Raw genomic sequence first — 537 nt, forward strand, 5'->3', positions numbered from 1 at the left:
TCAATACGCGCATAAACAGCATCAAATGTTAACGCTTCTGTTTTTAGACAGACCTTCACGCGTTTACCATCGAAGGCTAAACCATCAACCGTCTGGCTATGAAAGAGAAATGGCAAAGACATAATAAGCACTCTTTAATAGGTGGATATGCCACTATTTTATTAAAGAATGAGAGATAAAAAATCCTCCTTGGAAATTCGGTGTTTTACGTATTTTCTCAAGGAGGATCACACTTGGTAGGCGTAGTCGCGGCTCTGACTATGTCGAAGAAACGCGTAACGAATCAGACATGCTATTTAATTGAGTAATAAACTGTCATCCGAAAGTTCTTCGCCTCGAACTTTAGAGAACATGTCTAGTAAGTCAGGTACTTGCATATTGGCGCGCTGCTCTCCAGCGACATCCAGAACGATTTCTCCTTGGTGGAGCATGACGGTTCTGTCACCACAAGCGAGCGCGTCTTTCATCGAGTGCGTTACCATCATCACCGTCAAATCAAACTCATTGACGATACGCTTGGTTAAATCGATGACAAAA

General features: G+C 42.5%; 1 pseudogene. It reads right to left on the reverse strand.

What is annotated here, in order from left to right:
• Positions 1-296 precede the first annotated feature (296 nt).
• Positions 297-537: pseudogene (locus R7R78_RS29020) on the reverse strand (ABC transporter ATP-binding protein); the annotation flags it as partial.

This window comes from Vibrio sp. 2134-1 (assembly GCF_033339495.1).